The organism is uncultured Marinobacter sp., assembly GCF_947259545.1.
In the GTDB taxonomy this organism is placed as follows: domain Bacteria; phylum Pseudomonadota; class Gammaproteobacteria; order Pseudomonadales; family Oleiphilaceae; genus Marinobacter.
Genome location: NZ_CAMYMK010000010.1, coordinates 42,199 through 66,712 on the forward strand (window position 1 = coordinate 42,199; position 24,514 = coordinate 66,712).

Here is a 24,514-nt window from a genome sequence, read left to right on the forward strand (position 1 = left end):
TGATGAGATCATACAAAGATCAAAAGGGTTTCACCCTGATTGAATTGATGATTGTGGTGGCTATCGTGGGTATTCTTGCCGCTATTGCGTATCCGAGCTACACCGAGCATGTCCAAAAAACCAAGCGTTCGGATGGTCAGGGGGCGCTGATGGGACTTGCAGGCGCCATGGAACGGCACTATGCCTCTAACAACGCCTATACGGGGGCTGCAAGCGGTGGAGCAGATACAGGATCACCTGCCATTTATCCCGACGAGGCGCCTTTGGATGGCAATGATAAGTATTATGACTTAACCATTCAGGCTGCGGATGCCACGTCCTTTACGTTGAGGGCGACTCCCAAGGGAGCGCAAGCCGGAGACGGCATGCTGGAGCTGGATTCTACCGGAGCAAGGCGATGGGATCGGGATGACAGTAAGGCTTTCGAGACTGGGGAGAATACCTGGAGTAAATAAACTCTTTATCAAAGCCGGTCTGATGACCGGCTTTTTTTGCCCCGTTTAACACGTAATGGTGGCTCCCCAGCGCAGCGTGATAACGCCGTCTGCATCATTATCGAGTTCGACCCGAAAACGTCCTGCCATATTCACGGGCATATACGTCATGGTGCCACTATCGATCTCGTTGGGGCAAAGGACCAGACTGCCGGGCGACCCGTGGGCCATGCCGTTTTCATTGAAGCGGAAGTAGCCCCGTCCGCCGGTCCGCGAGTGCAGTGTGAAAGATCTGTTCCCGGGAGCCAGTTGTCTCAGGATACTGCCATCGTCTGGTTGTTTATCCTTGTTCTCGTCTATGAAGACCGCTACCGGTAACTCCCAGTTGTCCACGCACTGTTGTTTATCCGAAAGGGGGCAGACGGTAACGAGTTTGCGTTGGCTGGCGGCGCTCCAGCGGGCGAAAGCAAACAGTCCGTGGTAGTTTTCAAGAATAGCTCTGTGCTGTCCCTTGTTGACCAGACTGTTCCAGGCAGGTACGGCTAAACTCAGAGTGATGGCGGCAATCGCTATGACAATAATCAGTTCCAGTAAGGTAAAACCTGTGGGATGCTTGGTAGGCAGCATTCTGAACGCTCCATGTTGTTGGTAATGACTGGCCACTGACTTCCTGTCAGGACCGGGGCGGGAAGTATAACTGATAACTCCTGGTGGATATGAGGGGCGCGTTTCTCAAAATCTGGTTATTGAATTTTTGCGTTTAGATGCCTAACCGGCCAAGCCATACATAGATTGAGGAAAAATATGCAGTGTTCACCGCCCTCCGGTCAGACCGGCTTTACCCTGATTGAGTTGATGATCGCCGTTGCCATCATTGGCATCCTCGCAGCGATTGCCTATCCCAGTTACCTGGAGCACGTAAAGAGTACCAGGCGTGGAGATGCGCAAGGCGATTTGGCGACTTTTGCGAATGCCATGGAGCGCTATTACACCCGGAACAGCACGTACATTGGTGCTGACGGTGGTAGTTCAGATATAAGCAACACGCTCACCGTTCCCGATGCGTCGGTATTTCGGAGTCAGTCACCTGCCGATGGAACGGCTTTCTATAACCTGAGAATCTACAACCTGACGGCCAACAGCTACGAGTTGAGAGCAGTGCCAATTGCGGGAACCCCTCAAGCGGGTGATGGCTTTCTTCAGCTTATGTCTTCGGGTATGCGTGGCTGGGATCGCAACAACCTGGGTTCGATTGATGCCGGAGAGCAGTCCTGGTCGAAGTAGAATGGCTGTCTAAACGTCAGTGAAGTCCATGTCATTGGAGGACATTCCTGTTGCTCCATGTATCCCTCCAATTGCGAAATGCGTCACAACAGTTCCAAATTGTCAATTGTTGAAAAACTCATCGATTTAGCGTTAACAAACCAATCCTAACGGCCGATAAATAGTGTAATGTCGGTAATGCAGGGACGAATCTGGTTTCCCGGTAACGAAGCGAACTCGGGAGTTTTCTCAGTATGACGCTCAAAAGCCAAAAAGGGTTCACTTTAATTGAACTGATGGTGACCATTGCCGTTCTGGCGATTATTGTCGGCTGGGCGATTCCCTCGATGTACTCGCTGATCAATCAAAATCGGCTCACCGCCACCTCCAATCAAATGCTCGGTCTGATCAACCAGGCCCGTAGTGAAGCTCTGCGCAGGGCGGGCAGGGTCTGGGTCTCTCCCCTTGATGGCAGTTCCTGGTCCTCGGGCGTTGCCATCTGGCGTGATGCGGATGGTGATGGCACCCGCAGCGATTCGGAAATCATCCGTATGGTGGAAGGTAGCAGCGGTCCGATCTCCGTGACCGGATCGGCATCTTCCCTGGCAACGGCGCCCTTCGGCTTCAATGGAGCCGGCTTCGCCATTGATGAACAGGCATACCAAATGACCGTGTGCATCGATGGCAAAACCGATGGCCAGGAAATCGAGATCAATGGCGGCGGCCAGATCCGGGCCCAAAGCGCTGTGTGCGGAGGTGGCGGATGATTCGTCAACAACGTGGCGTGGGCATGATCGAAATTCTGGTGGCCACCCTGATTTTTGCCATTGGCCTGCTTGGTGTTGCCGGCATGCAGGTATTTACCCTAAAGATGAACAGCAATTCGGACATCCGCACCCGGGCGACGTTACTGGCTTCGGACATGGTGGAGCGAATGAGGGCCAATCCGAATCAATGGAACGCCTACAGCATGGGCACGGATGAATGTGCGATGGCGGTTGCCGGAAGTCCTTCTTCTACCAATGTGGCTGCCCTTGACCGCCGTCAGTGGTGTCTCAGACTGGCTCGCGAACTGCCTGCTTCTGAAGCAGAGATAGTGGTAGCGAATGAGGTGGTTACGGTCAGCATTCGCTGGCAGGAGCGCGAAGGGCGTGAATTGGTGGATGCGGACGGCGCGGGTACCGGGTCCGAGCAGAGTACCAATGAATTCGTATTAAGGGCGAGGCTGGGCAATGCGTAACGTTGAATCAAGCCGGAAGTTACCACAGCAGGGCTTTACGCTGGTTGAGCTGATGGTCTCCATGACCCTGGGGCTGATCCTGACTGCGGGCCTGGTGCAGATCTTTGTCTCCAACAAGCAGTCGTTCGTTATGAGCCAGGCCCTGTCGAATGTTCAGGAATCCGGCCGGGAAGGCGCGATGATTCTGGCGCGGGAGATTCGTAATGCGGATTATTGGGGGTGCATTTCCACGGCTACTTCGGTGCAGAATAATCTGAATTCGGAGAAAGCCAGTGATCTTTTGGATTTTAGCCGTGGGCTGGAAATTTTCCCCGATGCCGATAGTAATAATGCCATTGTGGATGGCTCTCACGTACTGTTTTTTCGGGGGATCTCGGGGGCTCCAGAAGTTGGAGTGGAAAAAGTGCCGGCAGCCGATGCGTCGTCACTTCACGTCACTGATGCATCACCATTTTCGAAAGGCGATATTCTCCTCGTCACCGATTGTGAGCATGCCAATATTTTTCAAGCCACGACGGTTAGCGACAAAGGCAATGATCTGATGACCCATAACAAAGGGGATTCGTTTGATCCGGGCAATGAAATCACGACGATGCCGAAAAAATACACTAACAACGCCAAGATCTACCGCCCGTCTGTACAGCGCTATTCCATCCAGGCTGATGATCAAGGTCGGCGCTCTCTGGTCGTCGAGCGCGCGTTGCTGGCAAACAACAGCACCAATGCCGATGGCTTTGGTGATCCGGTTGAATTGGTTGCGGATATCCGTGACATGCGGACTCTTATCGGTGTAGACACCGATGGTGATGGCGCCGTAAATAGCTGGCAAGACCCTCCCGAAAAAGATGCAGCGAACGCTGCCAATTTGCTGGCTCAGACGCTGGTAGTCAAAGTCAGCCTGTTGGCGCGTTCCCGAGATGACAATGTGAACGACGATGCCGTTCAGTTTTGTTTCCCCGGCTGGCTGGACTGTACCAGTGAGGCCACCGGTCTTCAGACCGCCGATGACAGTGCGCTTTACCGGGTCTACACAATGACCGCCAGCCTTCGCAACCGGACGCTGGAGGGCACATGATGAGAGCCTATAACCGGCAGCAGGGAGCGGCACTGGTGATGACCCTGCTCATCCTGCTGATCCTGACGTTGCTGGCCTCCAGCAACATGGAGCGAACCACCATGCAGGAATTGATGGTGAATGCCCAGCGTGACGGTGAAATGACGCTGGAGCTGACCGAGGAGGTTCTGCGGGAAGCGGAGCGAACAGTCGATACGGTGGTGGTGTTGTCCGACGCCGATGACGATGGCCCTCTGTACGCCGCCGGTACGGCTCCGGATCCCCTCGATCCATCCACCTGGACTGAAGCCAACACCTACGCGGCCCAAGACACCTACGATGACTGGGTGGCGGAGTTTGGCACAAAATCCCTGGCGGTACCCAGGTACTACATTGAGGTGGTTGGCGATGTTCAAGGAATGAGTCAGGTCACCGATGTGGTGATGGCGGGCAGGCAGGATATGACCGCCGGCGATATTCGCCCGACGGGGTTCCGGATCGTTGCCATGTCACAGGGGCTCAGCGGAAACGCCCGCAGAGTCGTGGAAGTCTATTATGCAGGTGAATTATGAATAACCGGCTGTCAGTGTTTGCGCGCAATGTGTTCCTGGCGTTCTGTCTGGTGCTACCGGCGTCCGGCTATGCGTCCACCGGGGGGCTGGCCCAGACGCCGCTGTTCATCAGTCCCGGCACCCAGCATAACGTGATGTTCGTGATGGACGATTCCAGGCTCATGGACCTGGAACTGTTGCTCGACGGAGCGGCCTTCGGGCGTGTGGATGATGAAACCCTGACCACCTGGTTTGGCCAGTTGCTGGAAGGGTCGGGCATCGACTTCCTGGGGTTGTCCAGCTCACTGATTGGTGGCGCGAACTATGGTTACCTGTTTGAAACCTTTCTTGCGCCGGAATCCGGTGGTGTACGACGGTACAACGGCCAGCGTCTGAATGAAGACCATCAGGTGGTTCCGCCGATCAAGGCCTTCGGGTTTATGCGTTCAAGCGCCTATAACCCGCAGTACTACGATCCAGCCATTGATTACACTCCCTGGAGCCAGGACGGCGTGTACGCCGATGCCGAACTGGGCAACCCGCTTCTTGATCCCAACTACCCGATGACTTTTGACGACGCGACCACGACGGCGGGTGGTGAGCTGATATCCGGTTTTACCGATCTAATTGAGGACGCTTTTTGTGCTTCTTTCGACAGCTGGCTTCTTAATCCACTGGGGCTGCCAAAGCCTGATTATTGCCTGGAGAACTATCCACTGGCCGAGACCCGAATATTACCTTTCGCTTTCTCGGGAAATCTGGCCCAGCAGTTGAAAATTGCCACCGACACCGGGGCAAGTGTTAACAGGGTCATTTCCGAGGGGCTTGATGGCAGTTTGAGTCTTTCCGATGCAACCGAAATGGGGTTGGGATGCACGGCGGAACAATTGAGTGCAAATTTTCAGGATCTCGCGGGCGATCTTGTTCAGGACGTATACTACCAGTGTATTGCTTTTACTCCGGCCACTTACTACGTTCCGGTTAGTGAAGGTTCCTACGAGCTTTGGTTCTTGCCTCAAACCTATGACTGTGCCTCGCCCAACCCTGAACATTACAGGGAGCTCGTTGAACGATGGTCGCTTGAGGGCAGTCTGACATTCAAGCGAGCAGACGGTACTACGCCTTTTGACGGCGCACTGGCGCCCGACGGTCGCTGTCTTGAAAGGGTTCGTGTCAACGACGAAGATCGGTCTTACAACCCGGGAACCGATTACCAGCGGACCTTCGTTGAAGAACTGCAGAACTTTTCAAACTGGTTCCAGTACCACCGCAGTCGCCATCAGTCCGTTCGCTACGGATTGGGCGAATCCCTGCAGTCCATCAGCGGCGTTCGCGCCGACCTTCTGACAGCCAATGACCGCTCCACGGATGCGGTTATGCTGGATACCGGCGACCGGACGAGCGGCGGCGACTTTGAGGCACTGCAGGAGAAGGTGTTCCATGCCTATGATGACGTGCCCGCCACCAATGAGGCGCCGTTGCGGGGAGCGCTGGACTATGCTGGCACCCAATACCAGAGAACTGGCGTGGATGCTCCTATTCAGTATGAATGCCAGCGTAATTATACACTGATGTATACCGATGGGTTTGCCACGGACTACGAGGCCCATCCGACTTCGTTGGCCGATATCGCGGAAAACTACTACTCAACCAATTTGAGGACAGACCTACCGAGAGGCCAGGTCCGTATTCCGGGCCAGTGCCTGGATAATGACCCCTACCCGGGGCTGGACTGTAACTCCAACCTGCATATGAACACCTATGGCGTGTTGCTGGGATCAAAGGGCAGTGTCTATGGGCAGCTGATTGACGGCACACTCTATGATTCTGTAGACGATGTTCATGCCAGCGCGCCGGACTGGCCGGATGTCAATGACGCGACGGACGCTGATATCTCAATCTTCCAGATTGATGACCTTTACCGTGCCACCGTAAATGGTAAAGGGGAAATCTATAACGCCCGCCTGCCTACTGATATCACAGACGGTCTGAACCGTGCGCTGGAAGATATCGACAATCAGTCGGGCGCAGCGGCCGCTGTGACATTCAGCAGTGCCACCGTGGAATCGGACTCGTTGATCTTCAGCGCTATCTTCAACAGTCGTCGCTGGAGTGGGCAGCTGTCTGCGCGGGCGCTGAACAGTAGCAATGGCCGACTGGTAAAGAACGCTGCCGGTTCTTACATCGGCGATGTTGTGTGGGAGGCCGGTGCCCGGCTTGATAGCCGGAATTTGAGTGCGAATGCCCGGGAGATTATCACCTACAATTCTGTGACCGGTCAGGGGGTACCGTTCCAATGGTCAAACCTGAACACAACTCAGCGCGCTGACCTGTTGGCAGGCACAGACAGCCTGGATGCGACCGCGGCAGAAAGTCTGGCGATTGATCGGCTGACCTATCTTCGCGGGGATCGCAGCAAGGAGGCCCCGTTAGGTCAGTTCCGTGTTCGGGACAGTCGCCTCGGCGATATTGTTCACAGTGCCCCGGTTTATGTGGCCGAGCCGCGGATGGGATGGCCTGATAAGTTCCCCTACGGAGCCGAGGGTGCCCGTTATTCGGATTTTCGTTACTCCGATACCGTTTCCGGACGAACGCCGGTGGTCTATGTGGGTGCCAACGACGGTATGCTCCATGCGTTTGAGGCTACCCGGGATGCGACCGGAGGCGATGAATTGTTCGCCTACGTTCCGGATCTGGTCTTCAATGACAGTTCTGGGAAAGGCCTCAATTACCTCACCGACCCGGGTTACCTGCACCGCTATTACGTAGATCTCACGCCAACAGTTGTCGATGCCTATATCGATGTTGGCGACGGTACGGGGGATGGCTGGCGGAGCCTGCTGATTGGTGGTTTGCGTGCCGGTGGACGGGGCCTGTTTGCGCTCGATATCACCTCTCCGGACAGTGTCGGAGAGACAAGCGCCGGGGACCTCGCACTCTGGGAGTTTGTGAACGACGACCTTGGTTATGTGATTGAGCCGGTCAACGTCATCCTGACGGATCTTGGCTCGGGCTATGAGTGGGTTGCCGTGTTCGGTAACGGGCTGGATGCCCCCAGTGGTCGAACCGGGCTGTTCATTCTTCGGCTGGAAGGCGGGCTGGACGGAACCTGGACTGAGAACAGTGATTACTGGTTTATCGAGGTGGACAGTGGCCCTGCCGGTGGCATGAATTCAGATGTCCGGCTGATCGACCTGGATGCAGACAATCTGGTGGACCGCATTTATACCAGTGACCTGGACGGACGCATCTGGGCCTTTGCCTATGACGCCGACAGTGATGAGTGGGCCAGTGCCTACAGTGGAACTGGTGCAAACGCCGGGCCTGAGCCGCTGTTCACTGCTCCGGATGGCCAGCCGATCACCTCGGCGCCGATGGTGGTGCGCAATCCCCTGGTAGAGACTGACAATCAGACCGAACCGAATCTTCTCGTGCTGTTTGGAACCGGCCAGTACCTGAACCAGGGAGACGTGGTAAACACGACGCCGACCCAGTCTTTTTATGGCATCTGGGATTCCGGGGAGTCAGGGCTCGATAGGGACGGCGGGTTATTACTGGAACGTGATATCACAGAGTCGACCACGGAAGAGGGTGTGATTCGCAATCTCAGTAATGATGAGATTACATGGGGGAGTAAAACCAAACCCTACATGGGCTGGTACATTGATTTCGATACCATCTCCGGGGAGCGGGTCATCATGGTTCCCCAGGTGCGTGGAAATACGATTCTGTTCAATACCACAATTCCGCCCACCAACGAGTGCTCATCCAATGGAGGCAGCTTCCGTATGTTTGTGGACCTCGACGGAACGGATCCGGACCAGCAGGTGTTTGATACCAATGGCGACGGTCAGGTGACGAACGCCGACACCCTGGTGTCCGGTTTCTATTTCACCGGTGGGGTTCTTTCCATGTCCAGGATACTGGGCAACGTGATGTTCGATAACACCGCCGGTGGTGTGGGTGAGCTTCAGGACTTTACCAATGAGAATATCGTTGAGTTTGGAGACAAGACTCTGCGCGGGCGTCTGGGGTGGAGAGAATTGATTTCAAATTGATAGCAGATGGATGAACAAAAAAGGGGCAGCCGTTCACCGGCTACCCCTTTTTTGCTATGTCGACTATTCCATCCCCAGCTTCTTCAATCGATACCGCAACGCCCGAAAACTGATCCCCAGCCGCTTGGCCGCCGCAGTCTTGTTCCAGCGGGTGGCCTCCAGTGCCTTTTCGATGGCCTGCTTCTCGATCGTTTCTAGGTAACCCTCAAGGTCTATTTCACCGTCGGGCACATCGGCCTGTTCAGCATTGCGGGTGATTTCACGGGTTGCCGCGCCACCCAGTCCGGGGGGCGTGGGGGCATTGCCCAGATGAAGGTCGGAGGCGCCAATCTGGTCGTTATCGCACAGGGTAAAGGCCCGCTCCAGAATATTTTCCAGCTCACGAACGTTACCGGGAAACTCATAATCCTTCAGGCGTTCGATGGCATCAGGCGTCAGGGTTGCGGGCTCACATTCATATTCACGGGCAATGCGTTCCAGGATATGGTTGGCGAGCAGGGCAATATCATCAGGCCGATCCCGCAGCGGTGGTACGGCCAGCTCAATGACGTTAATGCGGTAGAACAGATCCTGGCGGAATGCCCCCTCCTGCACCAGTTCCGGCAGGTTTTTGTGTGTTGCGCTGAGCACGCGGATGTCCACGGGGACTTCCTTTGTGTCTCCTACCGGCCTGACCGCCTTTTCCTGGATCGCCCTGAGCAGTTTGACTTGCATGGGCAAGGGCAGGTCAGCTACCTCGTCCAGGAACAGGGTGCCGCCATCGGCTGTGCGGAACAGGCCGTCCTTGTTGTCGACCGCGCCGGTAAAACTGCCTTTCTTGTGACCGAAGAACTCGCTTTCCATTAACTCGGAAGGAATGGCGCCACAGTTCACGGCGATGAAGGGACCGTCCCGTCGCGGGCCCTGCAAATGGATCATCCGGGCAACCAGTTCCTTACCGCTGCCGGATTCACCGCTGATAAAGACCGGTGCCTGGCTTCTGGCCAGCTTTCGGACCTGATTGCGCAGCCGTTTGATTTCAGCGGACTTGCCCAGAAGCAGCCCGGGTTCGTCCGGGGCGATCTCCAGTTCCGGCTTGGGTTCGGAGAGTTTGAGAGCACTGTTGACCAGTTCCCGCAGGCGTGGGAGTTCCACGGGCTTGGACACAAAATCGAAGGCGCCGGCTTTCAGGGATTCAATGGCCGTGTCCATGTTGCCGTAGGCGGTGATCACGGCGACCGGCGTACAGGGGGTATGCTGTTGAATCCAGTGCACCAGATCAATGCCGTTACCATCCGGCAGGTTCATGTCGGTCAGGCAGAGGTGGGGGCGGTGTGCTTCCAGGAGCTTTTTGGCACTGGTAATGTCTGGCGCGGTCAGGGTGTTGATGCCCATGCGGGTCAGGGTGATGTCCAGAAGATCCCGGATGTCCGGTTCGTCGTCTACGATCAGCGCGGTGTGAGTGGTCATTGTGTGGTTTTGGTTACCTGTCGTTTTGCTTTCGTCCACCGTCATTAAATCATTCGCCCCGGGTGGGCGAAGGTTATCCGAAAACAGCAGCCGGGTTTATCGTCTTCCACCAGGGAGAGATGGGCTTGATTAGCCTCGCACAGTTCCCGGGCCAGATAAAGCCCGAGCCCGGTGCCGCTTTTATCGGTTGTGAAAAACGGCTCAAAAACCGAAGACTGTTGTTCCGGTGGTATACCCGGGCCGAAGTCCCGAACATCCAGATAGGCACGCTCCCCATCAGCGCTGGGGCCACCATGAAGTTCGATCGTCCGTTTACCGGTTTGTTGTTCACTATAGCGCAACCCATTATCGCAAAGGTTGACCAGAACCTGCTCAATCTGACTTTTATCAAACCTGGCTGGCGGAATGGTTGCGTCCAGGTTGAGCTTTATCTCGGTGGGTGGCTGGTGTTCGTTGTCCTGTGTTTGCAGGTATTCGTCCCTGAACTCACGCAGCCATACAGCCACATCCAGCAGTTCACTGCTGGCAACGCGGCGGCGAGACAGGTCCAGCACGTTCTCGATGATGCCGTTGACCCGTCTGGAATGGCGCCGGATGATGTCGAGCATCTGTTGATCGCTCTTATCCAGGTGGTGTGATTCTTCCATCAATTGCGCCGCGTGGCTGATGGCGCCCAATGGATTGCGGATTTCATGGGCGATGCCGGCGGTTAACCGGCCCAGCGACGCCAGTTTCATTTGTTGTGCCTGCTGGGTGACCTTGCTCATGTCATCGATAAACACGAGGATATGATCGCCACGCTCCTGGTCCAGCTGGGTGAAATTGACCTGCAGCAGCGGCGATGTCGGTGATGCCTGGAAAGGTTCGGTCTTGCGGGAAGGATCCTTGAGCCAGTCCTCCAGACCGAGGCGAAGTTGCTGGGGCAGATGACGTGCCCGGTTGCCATCGTCAGGCTTTTCGGTCGGTGCGCCAAACAGCAGCTCTTCTGCCGCGGCATTGGCCAGACGAATCTCACCAAAACGATCTAGCACCAGTATCCCGGTGCGCATGCGCTGGATGATCTGGCGGTTGATCTGTTCCAGTTCCTCAATGCTGCGGGCCCTGGAGGTGGCGAGGGCTTCGCTGCGCACCATGCGTCTGGAGATATTCTGGAGTATGAACGCGGCGGCAAAGTAGAGAATGCCCAGGGACCCGGCTCGTACAATGTCGTCTCCGGATTCGTCCCATGCCAGCACTGCCCAGCTGGAAATGCCGAGCGAGCAGATAGCGGCCAGGGCGGCGTAGAAGGTACCCATGCGACTGGGCGTCAGGATGTTGCCTGCCGCAACGGATACGATGACCAGGTTCGCAAGCCCATTGGTGATGCCGGTACTGGTCAGCAGCAGCCCGTGCATGAGGAGAATGTCCAGCAGAACCGAGAGCGTGATGTGCCGCTGGTTGGGCTGCATGCCCGCCAACAGGATCAGGGCAATAAAACCATTCAGCGCAAAGTAGCTGACGACCCCAGCCTGGTAATAATCCAGCATCCGGAAGCGGGTGTCGAAGTTCACCGGATCCACAAACAGCAATGCCAACAGCATCAGGCTGATGACCACGCGATAATGATTGTAGATGCGGAACAGCTTGGCCCGCTGAGTGATGGGGGGGCTCTCTGGCCAGCTTTGGTCGAGCCTGGTTGCCGTTTTTACCATAATTGGTTGGGGTTCCCGGGAGAATTCCATTGCCTTGAAGGGTTATAATAGCCTTTTAACGGCAATAAGTTACAGGAGCTGTCTTTATGTCCGTCTCACAGCAACCGTCCTCTGCTGGCACGGCAACACGAAAACTGTGTGTGGTTATGGCGCAACTGGATTTCCTGGTGGGGGATATCCAGGGCAACACTCAGGCGGTAATTGAGGCGGCTCGGAAAGCGCACGATGAACATGGCGCCGACATTGTGGTGTTTCCGGAGTTGTGCCTGACGGGGTATCCGCCGGAGGACCTGTTGTTGCGACCAAGCCTGGAGGTGCGGATTAATGAGGCGCTGGAGGCCCTCTGTGGAGCCAATCTGGAGCCGGCGATCGTTATTGGGGCTCCTGTCCGGCAGGGTGGTCTGCTATACAATTCGGCGGTGGTTATTGAAGGCGGTGAACTCTCCGGACGCTATTTCAAGCGGTTCCCGCCGAATTACCAGGTATTCGATGAAAAGCGGTATTTTGCCGAAGGGCGCGAAACACTGGTGATGCCCATCCGTGGGGTACAGGTAGGTATCACCGTGTGCGAGGACCTCTGGAGTGACGGTCCGGTGGAGGACGCGGCTGCTGCAGGAGCACAATTGATCCTGAACCTGAATGCCTCTCCCTACGATATCGACAAACAGGCCTCCCGCAAGGCGCTGTTGGAGCGCAAGTCCCGGCAAAACCGGGTGAGCATCGTGTACGTGAATCTGGTTGGTGGCCAGGACGAACTGATCTTCGATGGCGGCTCTATGGTGTTCGATCATTCCGGACGGCTGGATGTCGAAGCACCACAGTTCGTTGAAGGGCTGTTTCCGGTGGAATTCCTGTGTGAGCATCCGTGCCAGCCGGTATCCCAGCCTCTGCCCAAAGAACCCTCGCTGGAGGAGAACGTTTATAACGCTCTGGTACTCGGGGTGCGGGATTACGTCAACAAAAATGGCTTTAAATCTGTTGTTCTCGGGTTGTCCGGTGGCATTGATTCGGCGGTGACCCTTGCCGTGGCCTCAGATGCCCTGGGGCCTGAGCGGGTGAGGGCGGTGATGATGCCGTTTCGCTACACCTCGGGCATGAGTCTGGAAGACGCCGAAGCGGAAGCGGTTGCCCTGGGGGTACAGTACGACGTGTTCTCCATTGAGCCCATGTACGATGCGTTCATGGCGAGTCTGGAGAAGCCGTTTGAGGGCACGACACCGGACACCACCGAAGAGAATCTTCAGGCGCGGTTGCGGGGAGTATTGCTGATGTCCCTGTCCAACAAGTTCGGATCCCTGGTGCTGACCACCGGGAACAAGAGTGAGATGGCCGTTGGTTACTCCACCCTGTATGGCGATATGGCCGGTGGTTTCGATGTGTTGAAGGATGTGCCCAAGACCTTGGTGTTCCGGCTCGCCAAGTATCGCAACACGCTATCGTCGGTTATTCCGGAACGTGTCATTACACGTCCGCCATCGGCTGAACTGGCGCCGGACCAGAAGGATGAGGACAGCCTGCCGGGCTACGACGTGCTGGATCAGATCCTGAATCTGTACGTTGAACGGGATTTCAGCGCGGATGCAATTGTGGCCGAGGGATTTGACCGCGCCGATGTGGAGCGGGTTATTCGCCTGGTGGATATCAACGAATACAAGCGGCGCCAGGCGCCTATAGGCGTGCGCATCACCGAGCGAGGTTTCGGCAAGGATCGTCGCTATCCGATTACCAACGGATGGCGTATCGGGAAATAGGGGCGAGCGCCCCCGTTTCCCTGCGGGGTTACTCGTCGCCCATCAGGCCGAAGGTGACCACGCTTGAGAGGGAGCGGTTCTCCCGCTTCAGCAAGTCGGGGGCAAACTCACCATTGTCATCGAACGCATTGCTGTTGGGGTAGTTTTTCGACAGCAGCGCAATGGCATCGTCGGCGGCCTTGTTGAGATCCATAAAACGGAAGGTTTCAGCCAGGATCACCAGCGCTTCCTCCACGGACGGTGACGTAGAGAAGTTGTCAACCACGAATCGGGCCCGGTTGTTGGCGGCGACATAGGCTTCGCGCTTGATGTAGTAGCGCGCAGCATGAATTTCCAGTTCGGCCATACGATTGCGGATGGCAATCATGCGCTGTCGCGCGTCCGGCGCGTACTCGCTGTCGGGGTAGCGGTTAAGCAGGTTGGAAAAATCCCGGAACGCCTGGCGTTGTTCGCCGGGGTCGCGGGCAGCCACGTCAATCGGGAAATAGCGTGCAGCAAGGCCGATGTCCAGGTTGTAAGACGCCAGGCCCCTCATGTACAACGCATAATCCGCGTGCTCGCTTTGCGGGTTAAGCCGCAGGAAACGGTCGGCGGCTGCCCGCGCACCTTCAAGATCCAGGTTCTGATAGCGGGCATAGATCAGATCCATCTGGGCCTGCTCGGCATAGCGGCCAAACGGGTAGTAGGTTTCCAGAAAATCGAGATTCTCTTCGGCTTCGTTGAAATTGCCGGAGTTCATGGCCTGGCGGGCGTTCTCGTAATAGGTTTGTTCCGGCAGTACTTCTTCCTGCTTATTGGAAGCACAGGCACTGATCAACAGCGCTGCGGTGGTCAGTAGCAATAATCGAACAACTGATCTCATGCCGGAATCCCGTATAATGTCTGAAAGCGAATGATCGGCCATTGTAACGGGGAACCTTTGCCTTGTGCAGTGGCTGGCCAACTAGATTGAAAATTTCTGACTGAAACGTAACACATCACCATCGGCCCCGGGGGCTTAATGTCTGCTGAAAACCGTATTACCGCTGCTTTTTCCGTTCCGCCGGAGTTGAGTGACCGTCGCCTGGATCAGGCAGCGGCAGAGCTGATGCCCGAGCATTCCCGCTCGCGTCTGCAGAGTTGGATCAAGAGTGGCGCCCTGACCGTCAACGGTGAAAATCGCAAACCAAGGGACAAGGTGATGCTCGATGATCGTCTGGAGCTGGATGCTGAACCGGAAGCACAGGTGAGCTGGCAGGCGGAATCGATCACCCTCGACGTGGTCTACGAAGACGAACATTTACTGGTCATCAACAAGCCGGCCGGACTGGTGGTGCATCCTGCAGCGGGGCATGCGGACGGCACACTGGTTAACGCGTTGCTCCATTACGCGCCGGAAGTGGAAAACCTGCCCAGGGCGGGCATCGTCCACCGTCTCGACAAGGATACCTCCGGGATCATGGTGGTGGCACGCAGTCTGATCGCGCACACCTCCCTGGTGGATCAGTTGCAGAGCCGGACCATGGGGCGTGAATATGAAGCCGTGGTGGTGGGCACGCTGACAGGCGGCGCTACAGTGGATGCCCCGATTGGGCGCCACCCCCGCGAGCGGAAAAAAATGGCGGTCGTGCCAACCGGCAAACCGGCGGTGACCCATTATCGGCTGGTGGAACGATTCGCGGCCCATACCCATGTTCGCTGCAAGCTGGAAAGCGGTCGTACTCACCAGATTCGTGTCCACATGGCCCATGTGAAGCATCCGTTGATTGGTGACCCGCTCTATGGTGGTCGGTTACGCCTGCCCAAAGGCACCACAGATGAGTTGCGGGAGGTGCTGGCGGCGTTTCAGCGTCAGGCGCTTCATGCGCGCCAACTGACCCTGGAGCATCCGGAAACCGGTGAGATCCTCACCTGGGAAGTGCCTTTGCCCGAGGATATGGAGCATTTGCTGGCGGCACTGCGCCAGCATGTAAAGGATCTGGAGAGCAATGAATTCTGATCGGTCTGTGATTACACCCGACTGGCCTGCCCCCGAGCGTGTCAGGGCGGTTTCTACTACCCGTCTGGGTGGGGTCAGTCCGGCACCGTGGGATTCCATGAATCTTGGCAATCATGTTGGTGATGATCCGCAGCATGTGCAGGAAAACCGGCAGCGTCTGGCTGTGATGGCCGGGGTTGACCTGTGCAACGTGGGCTGGCTGGATCAGGTTCATGGAACGGACGTGGTGTCGCTACCGGTTGCAGGTGTTCCGAAGGCCGATGCCAGCCACACCGGTCAGGCTGGTCATGGCTGCGTGATAATGACCGCTGATTGCCTGCCAGTGCTGCTCTGCGACGTTTCAGGTACCCGGGTGGGAGCGGCCCACGCTGGGTGGCGTGGTCTGTGTGATGGCGTCCTGGAGGCCCTGGTGAGCGACATGAAGGGTAATCCGGCAGAGTTGATGGCCTGGTTTGGTCCGGCTATTGGGCCGCGGCAGTTTGAAGTGGGGACTGAAGTGCGGGAGGCTTTCCTGCTGCATGATCCTGCCGCTGCCGACGCGTTCTCGGAGCAGGGTGCGCGGGCTGGCCATTATATGGCGGATATCTACCTGCTTGCCCGTCAGCGTCTGGCCGCGTCCGGTGTGAGCCAGGTCTACGGTGGAGACCGTTGCACCGTATCCGAGCCGGAAGCATTCTTTTCCTACCGTCGCGATGGCCAGACAGGGCGTATGGCCAGCATGATCTGGTTATCCGATAACGCCTGACGCCCGTCAATTTTCTGACAGATTCTGTCTCTCCCCGCTTGAAGTCCACCCGGTTGCCCCTACATTTAATGTCAAGGCAATCGGGATGTCAGCGATACCGCTGGGGCATCCGGTCACTGAATTGGGGAAAGACTCATTATGCGAATTGACAAACTCACCAGCCGACTGCAAACCGCGCTCGCCGATGCGCAGTCCCTTGCCGTGGGCAAGGATCATAACTTTATTGAACCGGTGCACCTGATGCAGACGTTACTGGATCAGGATGCCAGCTCTATCAAGCCGTTATTGAAGCAGGCCGGGGTCGAGCCTGGCCGTGTGCGTCAGGCCGTTGCCCGTGAGATCGAGAATCTCCCGGAAGTTAAGGGCTCTGCGGGTGATGTCTCCATGTCCAACGATATGGGGCGCCTGTTCAACATCGCGGACAAGCTGGCCCAGAAGCGCAAGGATCAGTTTATTTCCAGTGAGCTGATGTTGCTTGCCGCCCTGGAAGATCGAGGAACCCTCGGGCGGGTTCTGCGGGAGCAGGGCGTAGACAAGGCGGCCCTGGAAAGTGCCATCGATGAGGTTCGTGGTGGTGAGCCCGTCGATGACGCATCCGCGGAAGACAGCCGCCAGGCTCTCTCCAAGTACACCATTGATCTGACTGAGCGGGCCGAGGCAGGCAAGCTGGACCCGGTGATCGGTCGTGATGACGAAATCCGTCGCACAATCCAGGTGCTGCAGCGTCGTCGCAAGAACAATCCTGTGTTGATTGGCGAGCCAGGGGTGGGCAAAACCGCCATTGTTGAGGGGTTGGCCCAGCGGATTGTGAACGGAGAGGTGCCTGAAGGTCTGAAGGACAAAAAGGTGCTGTCTCTGGATATGGGGTCGTTGATCGCCGGCGCCAAGTTTCGCGGTGAGTTCGAGGAGCGCCTGAAGGCGGTTCTGAACGAGCTGTCGAGGCAGGAAGGCCAGATCATTCTGTTCATTGATGAAATCCATACCATGGTGGGTGCCGGTAAGGCGGAAGGTTCCATGGACGCTGGCAATATGCTCAAGCCGGCGCTGGCAAGGGGCGAGTTGCATTGCGTGGGCGCCACCACCCTGGACGAATATCGTGAAAATATCGAGAAAGACGCGGCCCTTGAGCGCCGTTTCCAGAAAGTCCTGGTCAGTGAGCCGAACGAAGAAGACACCATCGCCATCCTGCGGGGTCTGAAGGAGCGTTACGAGGTTCATCACGGGGTCGAGGTGACGGATGGCGCGATCATTGCCGCCGCCAAGCTGTCCCATCGCTACATTACCGACCGTCAGCTGCCGGACAAAGCCATTGATCTGGTTGATGAAGCGGCCAGTCAGATCCGTATGGAAATGGATTCCAAGCCGGAAGCGCTGGATCGCCTTGAGCGCCGTCTTATCCAGCTCAAGATCGAGCGTGAAGCGTTGAAGAAAGAAACCGATGCCGCCTCGAAAAAACGGCTGGAGGAGCTGTCGGATGTCATTGCCGGCGTTGAGCGTGAGTACGCTGACCTGGAAGAGGTATGGAACACTGAAAAGGCCGCGCTGCATGGCTCCCAGAAGATCAAGAGTCAGCTGGAGCAGGCCAGGATTGACCTGGAGAATGCTCGCCGCGCCGGTGATCTTGGCCGGATGTCCGAGCTCCAGTACGGCAATATACCGGAGCTGGAGCGTCAGTTGGATATGGCCAGTCAGGCGGAAATGATGGAGATGAAACTGCTCCGCAATCGCGTCACTGACGAGGAAATTGCCGAGGTTGTCTCCAAGTGGACCGGTATTCCAGTGTCCAAGATGCTGGAAGGGGAGCGTGACAAGCTGATGCGCATGGAAGAAGCGCTCCATGGCCGGGTTATCGGTCAGGATGAAGCAGTGGAAGCCGTGTCCAATGCCGTGCGTCGTTCCCGCGCCGGCCTGGCCGATCCTCACCGCCCGAACGGTTCGTTCCTGTTCCTCGGGCCAACCGGCGTCGGTAAGACCGAGTTGTGCAAGTCGCTGGCATCGTTCCTCTTCGATACCGAAGAGGCCATGGTGCGAATCGACATGTCGGAGTTCATGGAGAAGCATTCTGTGGCGCGACTGATTGGTGCGCCTCCCGGCTATGTGGGGTATGAGGAAGGTGGTTACCTGACTGAGGCGGTTCGCCGTCGTCCTTATTCAGTGCTGTTGCTGGATGAGGTGGAGAAAGCCCATCCGGATGTATTCAATATCCTGCTGCAGGTGCTGGAAGACGGTCGCCTGACGGACGGACAGGGCCGGACGGTCGACTTCCGTAATACGGTAATCGTGATGACCTCCAACCTGGGGTCGGACATCATTCAGCAGAAGGCTGGCGAGGAAAACTATGAATCCATGAAAAATGCGGTGATGGAAGTCGTGGGCACGCACTTCCGGCCCGAGTTCATCAACCGTGTGGATGAGGTAGTGGTCTTCCACCCGCTGGCGGAAAGTCAGATTCAGGGTATTGCAAAAATCCAGATCGAGTCGCTGAGCAAGCGTTTGCGGGATCAGGAAATGAAGCTGGAGCTGGACGATGCTGCTATGGAGTTGTTGGCGGAAGTCGGCTATGACCCGGTTTACGGTGCTCGACCGCTGAAACGTGCCATCCAGCGCATGATTGAGAACCCACTGGCACAGCGCCTGTTACAGGGAGAGTTTGTTTCCGGGGATACCATTCGCGGGACCGTGCAGGACCACAGGCTGGTATTCGATAAACTCTGAAAGCAGAAGGGGCGATCGGCTTGATCGCCCCTTTTTTGCCTGCATTTTTTCAGCGCTCTGCCGGAGCGTCTTCTTCCGCGCCACAATTCTCGTCCGCAATCTCCTGGAATTTCTGGCGCTGTTCGTCAATTTCTTCGGGGGACAGGTAGCGCTGTTCGCCTTCTTCCTCAACGCGAATCCGGCTGTTGCGGTCCAGAATCCTGAGATTACTGCGGGCGGTTTCGCAGTTGGCTTCCCGCTGTTTGCGGCGAGCTTCTTCAACAGCTGATTCTTCCCGTTTTTCCGCTTCGTCTGCCTGGCGTGCTTCCAGCTCTTCCAGTTGCTCCTGTGGACTTTGCCCCTTCTGGCCACCCGAGGATGTGCCGCTGCGGACATTGACCTGTTCGGCTTGCTGCCCTGTCGGTTGTCGGTCGCCAAAGTGGGTGACGCCGTTCTCGTCGGTCCACTTGTAAACAGATGCGCCTGAGGCGGCAAGGGGTACGGCTGCCAGAATGATGGCCAGTGTCAGGATTCTTTTGTTCATTGCTATACTCGTCTCGCGTTAGCCGGTTCGGGCCAACCTCTGGTTGCCCAATGTTATTGCTGTGTTTTTATCATGCCATCCGATGGCCGGATTTTCTCTAGCATGGTTCAAAAATCCGCATAAAGTATGGCAGACCTTTCGCCAGTATGGGCGTAGAATCTGCACACTGCTATTGACAGGGAGTTTCCCGCTGTCAAAATTACCGATTGCCTGAAGACAGGGGTCAATACGGCAGGCAATCCCGAGCGAGTATCCCCCGTTAATCACCACACTGAACGCGCCGCGCACAGGTCGCGGGATGGTTGTTGCTTATTTGCAACCCGTCGATTGGCCGTTCTCCGCAACCCTCAGGAGGGCGGCTGGCCAGGAGACAACCTCTTATAAGGTAGTGTGGAGGAGCAGCCGGTGCCGCTTTCACAAGAAGCAGGCAGACCGGGTATCCAGGCAACCGGGAGCTTTCCCGGCTCATTCACTCGTAGAAGAGGGTAGAAAATCGTGGAGTTATTGTCTGGCGCCGATATGCTGATCCGGTCCCTTCAAGATGAAGGCATCGAATACATATACGGCTATCCGGGTGGTGCAGCCCTTCATATTTATGATGCGCTGTTCAGGCAGGACAAAGTCAAGCATATTCTGGTTCGGCACGAACAGGCCGCGGTCCATATGGCCGACGGTTATGCTCGCGCAACCGGAAAACCAGGTACCGTACTGGTGACCTCGGGTCCTGGAGCCACCAACACTATTACCGGCATTGCCACTGCGTTCATGGATTCCATCCCCATGGTGGTTCTGTGCGGCCAGGTTGCATCCACCTTGATTGGTGAGGATGCCTTCCAGGAAACCGATATGATCGGTGTTTCCCGCCCTGTGGTGAAACACAACCTGAGCGTGCGTCACCCCGAGGAAATTCCCGAGGTGATCCGCAAGGCCTATTACATCGCTTCGACTGGTCGTCCCGGTCCGGTTGTGGTGGATATCCCCAAGGATATGACCACGCCGAACGAGCGTTACGAGTACGTTTTCCCGAAGAAGATCAAACTGCGCTCCTACAATCCCGCGATCCGTGGTCATGCCGGCCAGATCAAAAAGGCTGTGGACATGCTGCTGGCGGCCAAGCGCCCGATCATCTATGCGGGCGGTGGCGTTATTCTCGGCAAAGCGTCCGGCCAGTTGACCGAATTGGTGCGGATGCTGGGACATCCCATCACCAATACCCTGATGGGGATCGGTTGCTATCCGGCCTCTGACAAGCAGCATCTGGGCTGGCTGGGGATGCATGGCACCTATGAGTCCAACATGGCCATGCACCACTCGGATCTGATCCTGTGTGTGGGAGCCCGGTTTGATGACCGCGTAACCAACGCCACCGAGAAGTTCTGTCCCGGAGCTCGGATTGTCCACATAGACATAGATCCGGCGTCTATCTCCAAGACCATTGATGCGGATGTGCCCATCGTGGGCCCGGTCGATGCGGTGCTCAAGGAGATGATCACTCTGGTCAAGGAAAGCAAGGAAAAACCCGATGCGGATGCCCTTGCGTCCTGGTGGAGGCAGATTGAAGAGTGGCGTGCTTTCCATGGCATGCGCTATGAAACCAGCCCCGACGTGATCAAGCCGCAGGAAGTGATTGAAACACTGTGTCGGCTGACCAAGGGTGAAGCCTTTGTCACCTCCGATGTGGGGCAGCACCAGATGTTCGCGGCTCAATACTACAAGTTTGACAAGCCCAACCGCTGGATCAACTCCGGTGGCCTGGGCACCATGGGTTTCGGCCTGCCAGCTGCCATGGGTGTCAAGCTGACCCACCCGGACGATGAGGTGCTCTGTATTACCGGTGAAGGCAGTATCCAGATGAATATCCAGGAGCTGTCCACCTGTAACCAGTACAACCTGCCGGTGAAGATTATCAATCTCAACAACCAGGCGCTGGGTATGGTTAAGCAGTGGCAGGACATGAACTACGAGTCCCGCCATTCCCAGTCCTACATGGAATCCCTGCCGGACTTCATCAAGCTGGCGGAGGCCTATGGCCACGTGGGTGTCCGGATCGACCGTAAGGAAGATCTGGAAACCAAGCTCAAAGAGGTATTGGCCATGAAGGACAAGCTGGTCTTCGTTGACATATACGTGGATCGGTTCGAGCACGTCTATCCGATGCAGGTGGCCCGTGGCTCCATGAAAGATATGTGGCTCAGCAAGACGGAGAGGGTGTGATTATGCGTCGAATCATTTCTGTTTTGCTGGAGAACGAGCCGGGTGCATTGTCGCGGGTTGTGGGGCTGTTTTCCCAGCGCAACTACAACATCGAAACTCTGACGGTGGCACCGACCGAGGATGAGACGCTGTCTCGTCTGACCGTCACCACCACCGGGTCGGACAAGGTCATTGAGCAGATCACCAAGCAGTTAAACAAGCTGATCGAGGTCGTGAAGCTGGTGGACCTGACTGAGGGCTCGCACATTGAGCGTGAGCTGATGCTGGTCAAGCTGAAGGCCACCGGATCCCAGCGTGCCGAGATCAAGCGTACCGTCGATATTTTCCGTGGTCAGATTGTCGATGTGACCAGCTCGGTCTACACGGTCCAGTTGGCGGGTGACAGCGATAAGCTGGACGGCTTCATTCAGGCGGTTGGCACGTCAGGTGTACTTGAAGTCGTCCGTACGGGTGTGTCCGGTATCGCTCGTGGCGAAAAGGTGTTGAGTCTCTGACCGACACCCTGTTCATTTTTTAAATCATGGTCCCGGTAACGGGGTCGTTACAATACAGAGGTTATCCCATGCAGGTTTATTACGATAAGGATTGCGATCTTTCTCTCATCCAGGGCAAGAAAGTGGCCATCATCGGTTTCGGTTCACAGGGCCATGCCCACGCGTGCAACCTGAAAGAATCCGGCGTTGACGTTACCGTAGGTCTGCGTCCCGGTTCTTCCTCCATCGCCAAGGCCGAAGCCTATGGCCTGAAGACCAGCGATGTGCCTTCTGCTGTTGCCGCCGCTGACGTGGTAATGGTTCTGACTCCGGACGAATTCCAGGCTCAGCTGTATGCGGCCGAAATCGAGCCGAATCTGAAGCAGGGTGCCACTCTGGCGTTCGCTCACGGTTTCGCTATCCACTACAACCAGATCGTTCCGCGCAAGGATCTGGACGTCATCATGGTCGCTCCGAAAGCGCCGGGTCACACCGTTCGCACCGAGTTCACCCGCGGCGGTGGCATCCCTGACCTGATTGCGATCTTCCAGGACGCCTCCGGCAACGCCAAGAACCTGGCTCTGTCCTACGCCAGCGGCATCGGTGGCGGCCGTACCGGTATCATCGAAACCACCTTCAAAGACGAGACCGAAACTGATCTGTTTGGTGAGCAGGCGGTTCTGTGTGGTGGTGCGGTTGAGCTGGTCAAAGCAGGTTTCGAAACCCTGACCGAAGCCGGTTATGCTCCGGAAATGGCCTACTTCGAGTGTCTGCACGAGCTCAAGCTGATTGTTGATCTGATGTACGAAGGCGGCATCGCCAACATGAACTACTCCATCTCCAACAACGCGGAGTATGGTGAGTACGTGACTGGGCCGGAAGTGATCAACGAGCAGTCCCGTGAAGCCATGCGCAACGCACTGAAGCGCATTCAGAGTGGCGAATACGCGAAGATGTTCATCTCTGAAGGTGCTCTGAACTACCCGTCCATGACGGCGCGTCGTCGTCAGAATGCCGCTCACGACATTGAAACCGTGGGTGAGAAGCTGCGTGGCATGATGCCATGGATCTCCGCGAACAAGATCGTGGACAAGGACAAGAACTAAATCGGGTTTCCGGTAAGTTCTGAAAACGCGGCCCGGGTGGCCGCGTTTTTCGTATATACTCCGCATAAATGCTTTCCGGAGTGAGTGGAATGACTGAAGACAGGAAAATCCCGGAATCGAAAGAGACCGAAGAGGCCGGCAAACCTTCCAATGCCTCCTCGGTGAATGAGTTCGAGCCAGGTGAGGTTGTAGAGGAAGAACTTGTGGAGGGCGCACCGGTGAGGCGCAAAGGCATTTATCTATTGCCGAATGCGTTGACGACTGCGTCATTGTTTTCGGGTTTTTATGCGATTGTGTCCGCTGCCAATGGCGTTTTCGATAATGCCGCGATTGCGATTTTCGTCTCCATGATACTGGACGGTCTTGATGGCCGGGTTGCCAGGATGACGAACACCCAAAGTAAATTTGGTGAGGAATATGACAGTCTCGCTGATATGGTGGCCTTTGGGGTGGCCCCGGGATTGGTCGCATTTTTCTGGTCGCTCAATGAGCTGGGCCAGGTAGGATGGGCGATAACCTTTATCTACGTGGCTGGGGCTGCGCTGCGTCTGGCGCGGTTCAATACCCAGATTGGCTCGGTAGACAAGAAGTTCTTTGTCGGGCTGGCGAGTCCGGCGGCTGCTGCGTGTGTCGCGGGGCTGGTGTGGTGCTTCCATGATGTGGATCCGGCAACGTGGCTGACGTTCATGACTATCGTCGTAGTCGGCGGTAGCGGTGTGCTGATGGTGAGCAATATTCTGTATCGCAGTTTCAAGGATCTGGATCTGCGAGGCCGGGTGCCTTTTGCGGCAATATTGCTGGTGGTGCTGATCTTTGTGGTGGTCGCCCTGGACCCCGCTACCGTATTGTTTACCGGGTTCCTGATTTATGGGTTGTCCGGTCCCTTCCTGGCGCTAACGCGCAAAGCTCGCCGCAGGTCTGCTTCCTGACTGCGCACTTTCCGGCCCGCGCGAGCGGGCCGGGAATGTTTGCTGCATTCCCCGGTCCATCTTTAAGGCTATCCGATTCCAGAAATGTTTCCCCGTGCCGGTTGAAGGGGAGTGGTGTTGGTTTTATGATCAGGTTGTTCGTATTCTGAGCGGGCTGGTAGGGGGAAACCGAAATATCTTCGAAATAGTTTCAAAAGCGCGTTGACACCTCGTCTGAGCTCTGTAGAATGCGCATCTCTTTCGAGGGGTAAGCCACTCAGGCGGCTCCGGATTCGAAAGGCAACTGTTTGAAAGTACTGAAGAAAATGATTTTTGAATTTCTTCAGAAAGCGGTTGACAA

21 protein-coding genes are annotated in these 24,514 nt (G+C 56.4%); 15 read left to right on the top strand and 6 right to left on the bottom strand.

Features of this window, described 5'->3' with window-relative positions; translation table 11 throughout:
* Nucleotides 1-2: 2 nt before the first annotated feature.
* On the top strand, nt 3-455 hold the full coding sequence (locus tag Q0Y21_RS16730) for a type IV pilin protein (RefSeq protein WP_297797913.1): 453 nt from the start codon (nt 3-5) through the stop codon (nt 453-455).
* Between the two features lie 45 nt (nt 456-500).
* Here Q0Y21_RS16730 and Q0Y21_RS16735 read toward each other — a convergent pair whose 3' ends face one another.
* The gene (locus Q0Y21_RS16735; RefSeq protein WP_297797915.1) at nt 501-1,061 is read right to left on the bottom strand and encodes a GspH/FimT family pseudopilin; all 561 of its coding nucleotides are present in this window, start codon (nt 1,059-1,061) and stop codon (nt 501-503) included.
* A 177-nt stretch (nt 1,062-1,238) separates the two neighbouring features.
* Here Q0Y21_RS16735 and Q0Y21_RS16740 point away from each other — a divergent pair, with 177 nt between their 5' ends.
* The 6 genes from Q0Y21_RS16740 to Q0Y21_RS16765 all read left to right on the top strand — a co-directional run bounded on the left by Q0Y21_RS16740 (nt 1,239) and on the right by Q0Y21_RS16765 (nt 8,600).
* Complete coding sequence (locus Q0Y21_RS16740; RefSeq protein WP_297797917.1) at nt 1,239-1,718, top strand: type IV pilin protein; 480 nt, start codon at nt 1,239-1,241, stop codon at nt 1,716-1,718.
* Nucleotides 1,719-1,951: 233 nt separating this feature from the next.
* A complete protein-coding gene (locus tag Q0Y21_RS16745; RefSeq protein WP_297797919.1) occupies nt 1,952-2,464 on the top strand; it encodes a GspH/FimT family pseudopilin in 513 nt (170 codons plus the stop codon).
* Nucleotides 2,461-2,937 (top strand): type IV pilus modification protein PilV, encoded by a 477-nt coding sequence (gene pilV, locus Q0Y21_RS16750; protein WP_297797921.1) that lies wholly within the window; start codon nt 2,461-2,463, stop codon nt 2,935-2,937. Before Q0Y21_RS16745 ends, pilV begins: the two co-directional genes overlap by 4 nt.
* Nucleotides 2,930-4,012: a PilW family protein gene (locus tag Q0Y21_RS16755; protein WP_297797923.1), complete on the top strand. Its 1,083-nt coding sequence runs from the start codon at nt 2,930-2,932 to the stop codon at nt 4,010-4,012. Before pilV ends, Q0Y21_RS16755 begins: the two co-directional genes overlap by 8 nt.
* Nucleotides 4,009-4,563 carry a pilus assembly protein gene (locus Q0Y21_RS16760; RefSeq protein ID WP_297797925.1) on the top strand — a complete coding sequence of 185 codons (555 nt, stop codon included), beginning with the start codon at nt 4,009-4,011 and terminating at the stop codon, nt 4,561-4,563. Before Q0Y21_RS16755 ends, Q0Y21_RS16760 begins: the two co-directional genes overlap by 4 nt.
* Nucleotides 4,560-8,600, top strand: coding sequence for a PilC/PilY family type IV pilus protein (locus Q0Y21_RS16765; protein WP_297797927.1), 4,041 nt, complete (start codon nt 4,560-4,562; stop codon nt 8,598-8,600). Before Q0Y21_RS16760 ends, Q0Y21_RS16765 begins: the two co-directional genes overlap by 4 nt.
* A gap of 63 nt (nt 8,601-8,663) precedes the next feature.
* Here the strand turns inward: Q0Y21_RS16765 and Q0Y21_RS16770 are convergent, their stop codons facing one another.
* Together Q0Y21_RS16770 and Q0Y21_RS16775 are read right to left on the bottom strand one after the other, a co-directional pair.
* A complete protein-coding gene (locus Q0Y21_RS16770) occupies nt 8,664-10,049 on the bottom strand; it encodes a sigma-54 dependent transcriptional regulator (protein ID WP_297797929.1) in 1,386 nt (461 codons plus the stop codon).
* Between the two features lie 44 nt (nt 10,050-10,093).
* Entirely contained in the window at nt 10,094-11,740 is a 1,647-nt protein-coding gene (locus Q0Y21_RS16775) for an ATP-binding protein (protein ID WP_297797931.1), read from the bottom strand.
* A gap of 86 nt (nt 11,741-11,826) precedes the next feature.
* Here Q0Y21_RS16775 and Q0Y21_RS16780 point away from each other — a divergent pair, with 86 nt between their 5' ends.
* Nucleotides 11,827-13,491, top strand: a complete 1,665-nt coding sequence (locus Q0Y21_RS16780) for an NAD+ synthase (protein ID WP_297797933.1) — start codon at nt 11,827-11,829, stop codon at nt 13,489-13,491.
* A 28-nt stretch (nt 13,492-13,519) separates the two neighbouring features.
* Here Q0Y21_RS16780 and Q0Y21_RS16785 read toward each other — a convergent pair whose 3' ends face one another.
* Complete coding sequence (locus Q0Y21_RS16785) at nt 13,520-14,353, bottom strand: outer membrane protein assembly factor BamD (protein ID WP_297797935.1); 834 nt, start codon at nt 14,351-14,353, stop codon at nt 13,520-13,522.
* 138 nt (nt 14,354-14,491) lie between these two features.
* On the opposite strand from Q0Y21_RS16785, the gene rluD reads away from it, so the two are divergent.
* The 3 genes from rluD (at nt 14,492) to clpB (ending at nt 18,929) form a co-directional block, all read left to right on the top strand.
* On the top strand, nt 14,492-15,469 hold the full coding sequence (gene rluD / locus Q0Y21_RS16790; protein ID WP_297797937.1) for a 23S rRNA pseudouridine(1911/1915/1917) synthase RluD: 978 nt from the start codon (nt 14,492-14,494) through the stop codon (nt 15,467-15,469).
* A complete protein-coding gene (gene pgeF, locus Q0Y21_RS16795) occupies nt 15,459-16,214 on the top strand; it encodes a peptidoglycan editing factor PgeF (RefSeq protein ID WP_297797940.1) in 756 nt (251 codons plus the stop codon). The genes rluD and pgeF overlap by 11 nt, the downstream gene beginning before the upstream one ends.
* Nucleotides 16,215-16,352: 138 nt before the next feature.
* Nucleotides 16,353-18,929, top strand: coding sequence for an ATP-dependent chaperone ClpB (gene clpB / locus Q0Y21_RS16800; RefSeq protein ID WP_297797942.1), 2,577 nt, complete (start codon nt 16,353-16,355; stop codon nt 18,927-18,929).
* Nucleotides 18,930-18,978: 49 nt separating this feature from the next.
* Here clpB and Q0Y21_RS16805 read toward each other — a convergent pair whose 3' ends face one another.
* The gene (locus Q0Y21_RS16805; protein ID WP_297797944.1) at nt 18,979-19,452 is read right to left on the bottom strand and encodes a DUF4124 domain-containing protein; all 474 of its coding nucleotides are present in this window, start codon (nt 19,450-19,452) and stop codon (nt 18,979-18,981) included.
* Nucleotides 19,453-19,947: 495 nt separating this feature from the next.
* On the opposite strand from Q0Y21_RS16805, the gene Q0Y21_RS16810 reads away from it, so the two are divergent.
* From Q0Y21_RS16810 to pssA, 4 genes are all read left to right on the top strand, one after another.
* Nucleotides 19,948-21,666, top strand: coding sequence for an acetolactate synthase 3 large subunit (locus Q0Y21_RS16810; protein WP_297797945.1), 1,719 nt, complete (start codon nt 19,948-19,950; stop codon nt 21,664-21,666).
* A gap of 2 nt (nt 21,667-21,668) precedes the next feature.
* Nucleotides 21,669-22,160 (top strand): acetolactate synthase small subunit, encoded by a 492-nt coding sequence (gene ilvN / locus Q0Y21_RS16815; RefSeq protein WP_127330634.1) that lies wholly within the window; start codon nt 21,669-21,671, stop codon nt 22,158-22,160.
* Between the two features lie 68 nt (nt 22,161-22,228).
* Nucleotides 22,229-23,245 (top strand): ketol-acid reductoisomerase, encoded by a 1,017-nt coding sequence (gene ilvC / locus Q0Y21_RS16820; RefSeq protein WP_297797948.1) that lies wholly within the window; start codon nt 22,229-22,231, stop codon nt 23,243-23,245.
* A gap of 89 nt (nt 23,246-23,334) precedes the next feature.
* Nucleotides 23,335-24,174: a CDP-diacylglycerol--serine O-phosphatidyltransferase gene (pssA, locus tag Q0Y21_RS16825; RefSeq protein ID WP_297797950.1), complete on the top strand. Its 840-nt coding sequence runs from the start codon at nt 23,335-23,337 to the stop codon at nt 24,172-24,174.
* A gap of 68 nt (nt 24,175-24,242) precedes the next feature.
* Here the strand turns inward: pssA and Q0Y21_RS16830 are convergent.
* The coding region (locus tag Q0Y21_RS16830; RefSeq protein WP_297797952.1) for a hypothetical protein at nt 24,243-24,514 on the bottom strand (272 nt) is incomplete at its 5' end.